At 62.7% G+C, this 8,307-nt stretch carries 8 protein-coding genes; 4 read left to right on the top strand and 4 right to left on the bottom strand.

Going from position 1 to position 8,307, the window contains the following annotated elements:
* Positions 1 to 2 precede the first annotated feature (2 nt).
* The gene (locus GR198_RS34450; protein WP_164070425.1) at positions 3 to 1,181 is read right to left on the bottom strand and encodes an acetate/propionate family kinase; all 1,179 of its coding nucleotides are present in this window, start codon (positions 1,179 to 1,181) and stop codon (positions 3 to 5) included.
* 293 nt (positions 1,182 to 1,474) lie between these two features.
* Here GR198_RS34450 and GR198_RS34455 point away from each other — a divergent pair, with 293 nt between their 5' ends.
* Positions 1,475 to 3,076, top strand: a complete 1,602-nt coding sequence (locus GR198_RS34455; protein WP_164070426.1) for an inorganic phosphate transporter — start codon at positions 1,475 to 1,477, stop codon at positions 3,074 to 3,076.
* A 9-nt stretch (positions 3,077 to 3,085) separates the two neighbouring features.
* On the opposite strand, the gene GR198_RS34460 is transcribed toward GR198_RS34455, so the two are convergent.
* Complete coding sequence (locus GR198_RS34460; protein ID WP_164070427.1) at positions 3,086 to 4,657, bottom strand: putative bifunctional diguanylate cyclase/phosphodiesterase; 1,572 nt, start codon at positions 4,655 to 4,657, stop codon at positions 3,086 to 3,088.
* Positions 4,658 to 5,110: 453 nt separating this feature from the next.
* The gene (locus tag GR198_RS34465; RefSeq protein ID WP_131621846.1) at positions 5,111 to 5,665 is read right to left on the bottom strand and encodes a histidine phosphatase family protein; all 555 of its coding nucleotides are present in this window, start codon (positions 5,663 to 5,665) and stop codon (positions 5,111 to 5,113) included.
* 233 nt (positions 5,666 to 5,898) lie between these two features.
* On the opposite strand from GR198_RS34465, the gene GR198_RS34470 reads away from it, so the two are divergent.
* The 3 genes from GR198_RS34470 to GR198_RS34480 are packed head-to-tail and all read left to right on the top strand — an operon-like array spanning position 5,899 to position 7,563.
* A complete protein-coding gene (locus GR198_RS34470) occupies positions 5,899 to 6,108 on the top strand; it encodes a CbtB domain-containing protein (protein WP_003542661.1) in 210 nt (69 codons plus the stop codon).
* A gap of 26 nt (positions 6,109 to 6,134) precedes the next feature.
* Positions 6,135 to 6,881, top strand: coding sequence for a CbtA family protein (locus GR198_RS34475; protein ID WP_164070428.1), 747 nt, complete (start codon positions 6,135 to 6,137; stop codon positions 6,879 to 6,881).
* A gap of 49 nt (positions 6,882 to 6,930) precedes the next feature.
* The gene (locus tag GR198_RS34480) at positions 6,931 to 7,563 is read left to right on the top strand and encodes a hypothetical protein (protein ID WP_164070429.1); all 633 of its coding nucleotides are present in this window, start codon (positions 6,931 to 6,933) and stop codon (positions 7,561 to 7,563) included.
* Here GR198_RS34480 and GR198_RS34485 read toward each other — a convergent pair.
* Positions 7,548 to 8,210, bottom strand: coding sequence for a sulfite oxidase-like oxidoreductase (locus GR198_RS34485; protein WP_029872001.1), 663 nt, complete (start codon positions 8,208 to 8,210; stop codon positions 7,548 to 7,550). The genes GR198_RS34480 and GR198_RS34485 overlap by 16 nt on opposite strands.
* Between the last annotated feature and the right edge of the window lie 97 nt (positions 8,211 to 8,307).

The raw sequence follows: 8,307 nt of genomic DNA on the forward strand, positions 1-8,307 counted from the left end.
GATCAGCCACTGCCAAGAAGGGACAGCGCCTCCTCGGCGATGATCTGCTCCTCATCGGTGGCGATGATATGGGCGGCGATGCCGCTTTCCGGCGTGCTAATCGTGAAGTCATTGGCAGCATTGGCCTTTTCGTCGATTGCAAAGCCAAGCCAGGACAGCCGCCTGGCCACGCCTGCGCGGATCTCCGGCTGATGCTCGCCGATGCCGGCGGTGAAGACGATGGCGTCAAGGCCACCAAGCGTCGTCGCCATGCGGCCGATTTCGCCGGCAATGCGCAGTGTGAAGAGGTCGATCGCCTGGCGCGCCTGCGGCCGTCCGTCCTTCAGCAGGTCGCGCGTATCGGCGCTGATGCCGGAGACGCCGAGCAGGCCGCAGCGATAATAGAGCAGGTCCTCGATCTCCTCGAAGGATTGTTTCCTCTGACCGGCCAGATGCAGGATGACGCCGGGATCGAGCCAGCCCGGGCGCGTCGCCATCGGGATGCCATCGAGCGTCGAAAAGCCCATGCTGCAATCTCGGCTGACGCCGTCATCCAGCGCACAGAGGCTGGCGCCGCTGCCGAGATGGGCGACAACCACCTTTGCCGGGCGCGGCGCCTTGCGGCGCAGCTCTCCGGCGATGAATTTATAGGAGAGGCCGTGGAAGCCATAGCGCTTGATGCCCTCGTCATGCAGCGCGCGGGGAATGGCAAAGCGGCGAACGAGATCGTCCTGCGTGGCGTGAAAAGCCGTGTCGAAGGAGGCCGTCTGGGCAAGATGCGGCTTCAGATGCCGGAGGGCGCGGATGAAGCGCAGCGCCTGCGGCTGGTGCAGGGGCGCAAGCGGGGTCAGCGCATCGACGGCATCGATTGCGGTGGCGTCGAGGGCGATCGGCCTGGTGAAGCGGTCGCCGCCATGGACGACACGGTGGCCGGCAGCACGCGTGGCGGTCATGTCGAAGTGATCGGCGAGACGCGAGAAAGTCCCTTCGATGACGCCGTGCAGATCTTCCGTCACCTCGGCCTTCAGCGGGATCTCGAAGGTCTGTGACCCTTTCGTCAGGCCGAGCGACAGCGGTTCGGCGCGGAAATCGATCACGCCCTTGCCGATGCGCCGCGCCTCGGCGCCGTCTATCGCGAAGATGCCGATCTTAACGGTCGAGGAACCGGTGTTGAAGGTCAGCAGCAGGTCGGTCGATGACATGTCCTCTAAGACTCCGCGCAGGTGTGAGATGACCGAACTTAGCGTCGGAGTCCCAGGCGGGAAGGATTTATTCGCTCGGAGCGCGATTTTATCACTCCGCACCCAGTCATCTTGTGCGGGCTGGGATTGTGACGCGTCACCCTTTTTGACGGCGACGCTACCAAGCGCATCACCGTCAATATCGTCCGACATCAGTGGCTTACGGGGCGGGCCGGGTAGGGCGTCATGAGAGGTTCATGCTGCAGAATTATTTACAAAAGGCAAATTTGCAAAACGGAACAAGGAACTATGACATGGCCGATATTGCCCCCAGCCAGGTTCATAGCGACGAGTCCCACCCGCTCCACAGTTCGAATTCGGCCGGCAAGTGGTTCTTGCCGCTGTTCGCGTTCGTTCTGGTTTGCGGCCTTGGATATGTCGCCTATGCACTCGCCCGCGACCTGACAACTGCAGTTGCCGTTCCCTGGATTCTCCTAGGCCTTGCGCTGCTCATCGCGCTCGGCTTCGAGTTCGTCAACGGTTTTCATGATACGGCGAATGCCGTCGCCACCGTCATCTACACCCGTTCCATGCCGGCGGAATTCGCCGTCATCTGGTCCGGCTTCTTCAACTTCCTCGGCGTGCTGACCTCGAGCGGCGCCGTCGCCTTCGGCATTCTGGCGCTGCTGCCGGTGGAACTGATCCTGCAGGTCGGTTCCGGCTCCGGCCTTGCCATGGTCTTCGCGCTGCTGATTGCCGCGATCGTCTGGAACCTCGGCACCTGGTATCTCGGCCTGCCGTCGTCGAGCTCGCACACGCTGGTCGGTTCGATCATCGGCGTCGGCCTCGCCAACCAGTTCCTGGCACCGGCAGGCACTGCGACCAGTGGCGTCGACTGGTCGCAGGCGACCAATATCGGCCTGTCGCTTTTGATCTCTCCGCTGATCGGCTTCGGCCTGTCCGCTGTTCTTCTGCTGGTCATGAAGTTTTTGGTGCGCAACAAGGCGCTCTATGCAGAGCCGAAGGGCAACCAGCCGCCGCCGCTCTGGATCCGCGCGATCCTGATCTTCACCTGCACCGGCGTCAGCTTCGCCCACGGCTCCAATGACGGCCAAAAGGGCATGGGTCTCATCATGCTCATCCTGATCGGCCTGGTGCCGACGGCTTTCGCGCTGAACCGCACGCCCGATGTCAACTATCTCGAAGCCTACAAGTCGGCATCGGCCCAGGTGGAAACCGCGCTCGGCAAATATGTGAAGCCTGGCGTGACGGTTGCGGACTATAAGGCCGAGGTCAGCAACGCCGTCAAGAACAAGAGCTGGACGGATGCGACGACTCTGGCTCTGCAGCAATATATCCACCAGACCAGTGCTGAAGTCGCCGGCTTCCCGACACTCGAAGCAGTGCCGACCAATCTCGTCGGCAACGTCCGCAACGACATCTACCTGATCGGTGAAGCGCTGAAGCTGATCGACAAGCAGAAGCTGCTGCCGATGGATGCCGGCGACCTCAGCGCGGTGACGAACTACCACAAGGCGGTCGACAACGCGACGAAGTTCATCCCGCTCTGGGTGAAGGTGGCGGTCGCGATCGCGCTCGGCCTCGGCACGATGGTGGGCTGGAAGCGCATCGTCGTCACCGTCGGCGAAAAGATCGGCAAGACGCATCTGACCTATGGTCAGGGCGCGGCAGCCGAAGTCGTGGCGATGGTCACCATCGCCTCGGCCGACCATCTCGGCCTGCCGGTCTCGACCACGCATGTGCTGTCATCAGGCGTTGCCGGCACCATGGCGGCGAACGGTTCCGGCCTGCAATGGTCGACCGTGCGTAACATGCTGATGGCCTGGGTGCTGACGCTGCCGGCCTCGATTGCGATCGCCTTCTTGCTGTTCGTGATCATGCGCCAGGTCTTTTGAGGCGTACTGTCAGGCCGTGGAGGCCAGACTGGCATTGCGATCGCTGATGAAGATGTCCGCCTCGGCGGCGGGCATCGCCTTGCCGAAGAGATAGCCCTGGCCGATGTCGCAGCCAAGCTGCAGCAGGAAGGCGAGCTGGCCGTGCTCCTCGATACCTTCGGCCGTCGTCTTGATGTTGAGGCTCCTGCCGAGGCCGAGCATGGCGCGGACGATCTTTTCCTGCCGCTCGTCGTCGCGATAGGTGGCGATGAAGCTTTTGTCGATCTTGATCTTGTCGAAACGATAGCGGGAAAGCTGGGCGAGGCTCGAATAGCCCGTGCCGAAATCGTCGAGTGCGATCTGGATGCCGGCGGCGTGCAGCTCGTCGAGAATGAGGGCGGCGATGGCGGGATCCTGAATCAGCGCGTTTTCGGTGATCTCCACCTCCAGGCGCTGCGGCGGCAGCCGGCTTGCCGAAAGCACCTTGAGAATACGCGACGTCAGCAATCTGTCTTCCATCTGTACCGGCGAGACGTTGAAGGACAACGTCACATGCTCCGGCCAGGTGAGGGCGTCGCTGCAGGCCTGGGCGAGAAGATCTTCGAACAATGCGGTGATCATGCCGGTTTCCTCGGCGATATCGATGAATACCGGCGGCGGAATGTTGACGCCGTCGTCGCCGATCCAACGCGCTAAGGCCTCGAAGCCGCAAAGCTGGCCGGTCTTCAGGTCGATCAGCGGCTGATAGAAGGGTTTGATCGCCTTGTTGGAGATTGCGGCGCGCAGCCTGGTTTCCAGCGCGGCGCGTTCCGTTACCTTGTCCTGCATCGAAGGCTCGAAGACGAAATAGTGGTTGGGTCCGCGTGATTTCGCCTCGTACATGGCGAGGTCGGCCCGGTGGGCGGCATCTTCCAGCGGTTCGGCTTCCTCGGTCCAGCGGTCATAGCCGACGCTGGCGCCGACTTCGACGGCAAAGCCATCGATATGGATCGGCCGGGTGACGGCCTGGATCAGCAGCTTGGCAAAACGCTCCTCGCGCTGCGCCGTCAGGGCGAAGGCGACGATGATGAATTCGTCGCCGCCAAAGCGATAGACGCAATCGGCATTGCCGAGCGCGCAGATGCGTCTGGCAACCTCGATCAACAGGATGTCGCCGCCCTTGTGGCCGACGAGGTCATTGACCTTCTTGAAGCCGTCGAGGTCGACGGAGAAGATGGTGACGTTGCGGTCCCATTCCTCGATCTCGGCCTCGTCGTCCTTGATCGGCCGTGAGAGGATCTTGCGCTCGAAGGCGTAGCGGTTCGGCAGCTTGGTCAGATGGTCGTGGGTTGCGGTCCAATCGGCCTTTGCCTGGGCGGTGGTGCGCAGTTCCATTTCCCTACGCAGGTCGGCGATGCGCAGCACCGAATAGATGAAGCTCATGGCGCCGGCGATGCCGAGCGCCAGAACGAGCTTGTCGGCGCCGTACTCGCCGAAACCGGTCATGAAGGCGACCAGGCTGTCGTCGAACTGTAGCAGCGTGCCGAGGAGCCAGAGGGTCACTCCAGACACCACGATCGACACGCATTGCCGTCCGGCCCTGCTTTGGAAAAACACCGGCATTATGCCTTCTCCATCTCCACCCTCGCGGAAATATCACGAAAGTCTGAAATGTTTGTTGAAACCAGAAGGCGAATTATCGGGGGCGGCAGCCTGTTGCTGTGCCGCAGAGAGACCCGACAGGACTGGGGGACCCAGGGCGTCGTTGTCAGCGCGAGCCCCTTCGTGGTTCGGGAGACCGGCTGATGCGGGAAAGACGAAGGCGAGCGTGCTAATGCATCGCTCGCCCTTTCTCGTGCTTCAGGCGGTGACGATCAGTAGCGGGACGCTGACGATGAGACCGACCAGAACCGTGACTGTGGCGACACGCATGAAACGCAGGCGTCGCGTGCGCTCGCCACTCCAATCATATGTCATTCTTCCATCTCCTTGGGACAAGGAAGTAGTCCCCGCAAAGCCGGGTTCAACAGAGATGACGCGATTTGCTTGTGCAAAGCTGGATAAGATCAGCAGTCTCTAATGCTGGAAGCGCAGAGACCAGCGCTGCCCGTTGCTGGTCATGCGGATGACGGAAAGCGGCTCGACGTCGCTCAACCAGAAGGAGGAGGGCGGCGCCTGCAGCACATGCACGATCGCTGCCCGGATGACGGCCGCATGGCTGATTGCAATGACGTGGCCGCCGAGGACGGTCTGGCCATCCATCCAGCCGGCGATGCGCTTGCGCAGATCACGAAGGCTCTCGCCGCCATGCGGGGCCGCTTCCGGATCGCTCATCCAGCCCATGAGGTTCTCCGGCTCTTCGGTCCCGATCGCCGCGATCGACCTGCCGGCCCAGCGGCCATGGTCGCAGTCGCAAAGCGCCTGATCTATTTGGGCTTCGAGGCGGAGCGCGTCAGCAGTCTGGCGGGCGCGCAAGGCGGGGCTCGTGGCAATACGGTCGGCGCGGGGCGGGGCGATCATCCTGCCGGCTTCCTCCACTGCCTTGTCCTCCAGCGGTTCGTCGAGCGGGAACAGGGCCTTGCGGCTTGCTGCCGTCGCGCCATGGCAGATCCAGGTGAGGCGCGTGTTCACGGTCGTTCTTGTCTCCCGGAATGCGGCGGCAGCGTCCTTCGCCGGCTTGTGAAGTTTCGTTGACAGTCTCTTCGGCGTGCAGATATAACCGTGCTGTTGCGGGTTTGGAAGCCGGTGTAAGTCCGGCGCGGTCGCGCCACTGTGACCAGCGTGTCGAAAGCTCTTCGCGCTGGAAGTCAGACCCTACTGCACAAGCACTCTTTCGACTGAACGCGTCATTCCCGGAGGAATACATGTCTGACACCACTTTCGCGCCCGTAGCAGTACCGGCGCCGATCCCTGTAGGAGAGATCCTGCCCTGGGCGATCTTCGGCGGCCTGCTGATGCTCATCGTCCTCTATTTCGTCGGCACCGAGGAAGGCGCGATGGCGCTGTTCAACGGCATGTATGTGCACGAATTCGTGCATGACGGCCGCCATCTCCTCGGCTTTCCCTGCCACTAAAGCGCTTCGCGATCGGAGTTCCTGACATGGTTGGAAACCTTCTGCTTCGCGGCATGCTCGCGGGCCTGATTGCCGGCATCCTCGTTTTCGCTTTCGCCCATACCTTCGGCGAGCCGCTGGTCGATGCGGCGATCGCCTTCGAGGAGGCGAGCGCCCAGGCGGCCGGCGAAGCTGCCGAACCTGAAATCGTCAGCCGCGCCACGCAGGCCGGCCTCGGCCTTTTCACCGGCGTCATGGCCTACAGCGTCGCCGTCGGCGGGCTCTTTGCGCTCGCCTTCGCCTTCGTGCATGGTCGCTTCAGCCGCCTTTCGGCGCGCGGCACCTCGGCCGTCATCGCCATTGCCGCCTTCGTGGCGGTCGTGCTTGTTCCCAGCATCAAATATCCCGCCACTCCGCCGGCGGTCGGCAATCCCGACACGATCGGCGTCAGGACCGAACTGTTCTTCCTGATGATCGTCGTTTCGCTTGCTGCGCTGGTTGCCGCGGTGGCGCTGTCACGTCGTCTCTCCGAGCGCTTCGGTCCCTGGAACGGCGCGACCATCGCCGGCATCGCCTATCTCGTCTTCATCGGCCTCGTGCTCTATCTGCTGCCGCCGATCAACGAGGTGCCGGAGAACTTTTCGGCGATGGTGCTCTGGGGCTTCCGCACGACCTCGCTCGGCATGCATGCGATCCTCTGGGCAACGCTCGGCCTCGCCTTCGGGGCGCTGGCGGAAAAGCGGCTTGCCGTTAAGGGCGGGCAACGCGGCCGGCCGGCAACGGCATTTCACTGAACGCATCGAAGGGCGCCGCTTTGCCGGCGCCTGAACTTTTCGGGCGATTATGAAAAACGACAGAGCCAGACCACTGCTGCTGACGGCGTTTTCTGCCGCCGCGTTTTTTTGTGTGGTTGCCGGAAGCGCTTTTGCCCATAGCCGCAGCGACGGCGGCAGCCATGCCGGGCTGAATATCCCGCAAATCTCCCATGGCGAGATGGCTGTCATGTCTGACTATCGCGGTCGGATTATCGATCTTGCATCCCGCGCCGTCGATACGAACGAGCCGTTCCGGCGCGTGCTGAACTATGCCGAGATCCAGTATTCCTACTGTCTGTGGGGCCGAATGCCGGGCAGCGTGACGGATGAGGAAAGCCCGTTCAACGAATGCGCCCATGCCTATCTCGCCGCGACCAAGGCAGTCTTGCTTTCGATGCGCGAGATGCCGCGGGAGGCCGCTGCGGCCGGTGAAATCATTTCCGCTGTCGATGCCGACATGGTGCGACGTGGTCTTGCGCTCATCACCTGCCGCTTCAGCGGCGAGGCCTTCAACACCGCCGATATCGTCAAGCCGCGCTGGAGCGGGATCCCGTTTCATGCCGCCAGCATGGCGTCGCTGACGGGGCTTGCCTCTTTGTTCGGCTTTGGCGTGTTTGCGCTTCGCCGTTTCTCGCGGCCGAAAGCTCAATCGTCGGAATAGCGCTGCTCGCGCCACGGATCGCCATAGATGTGGTAGCCGTTCTTTTCCCAGAAGCCGGCCTCGTCGGCGGGCATCAGCTCGATGCGGCGCAGCCATTTGGCGCTTTTCCAGAAATAGAGATGCGGCACGACGAGGCGCATCGGGCCGCCATGTTCCGGCGTTAGCGGCAGGCCTTCCCAGGCGGTGGCGAGGATCGCATCCTCGGCGGCGAAATCGGCGAGCGGCAGGTTCGTCGTATAGCCGTCGTAGCTCGTCAGCATGACGTAAGCTGCTTCCGGCTTCGGCATAGCGAGGTCGAGCAGATCGCGCGTCGAAACGCCCTTCCATTTGTTGTCGTAGCGCGACCAAGTGGTGACGCAGTGGATATCGCTCACCCCCGTGCTCTGTTCGATCGCCTGGAAGTCGGCCCAGGTGAGGGTGCGAGTCGTTTCGACGAGGCCGCGCACCTCGAGCCGCCAGGTCTCGGTCGAGATGACAGGCTGCTGGCCGAGATCGAGTACAGGCCAGTTCTTGACAAGGTGCTGGCCGGGCGGCAGGCGCTCGGCTTCGGGACGGCTGATACGGCCGGTCAGGAACTTGCCCTCTGCCGCCCAGCGGCGCTTGGATGTGGTGAGTTTGCTGTCGGCGGGCGTCTGGTCGTCGCTCATGGGCGGGGCCTCCTTGCGGTGCAGCAATAGGACATCCACCCCTGCCGGGTGTCAAGTTTCGGCGCCCCCTTGGAAATCCTGTCTCTTATACACAGCT

This window comes from Rhizobium leguminosarum (assembly GCF_010668065.1).
Taxonomy (GTDB): domain Bacteria; phylum Pseudomonadota; class Alphaproteobacteria; order Rhizobiales; family Rhizobiaceae; genus Rhizobium; species Rhizobium leguminosarum_S.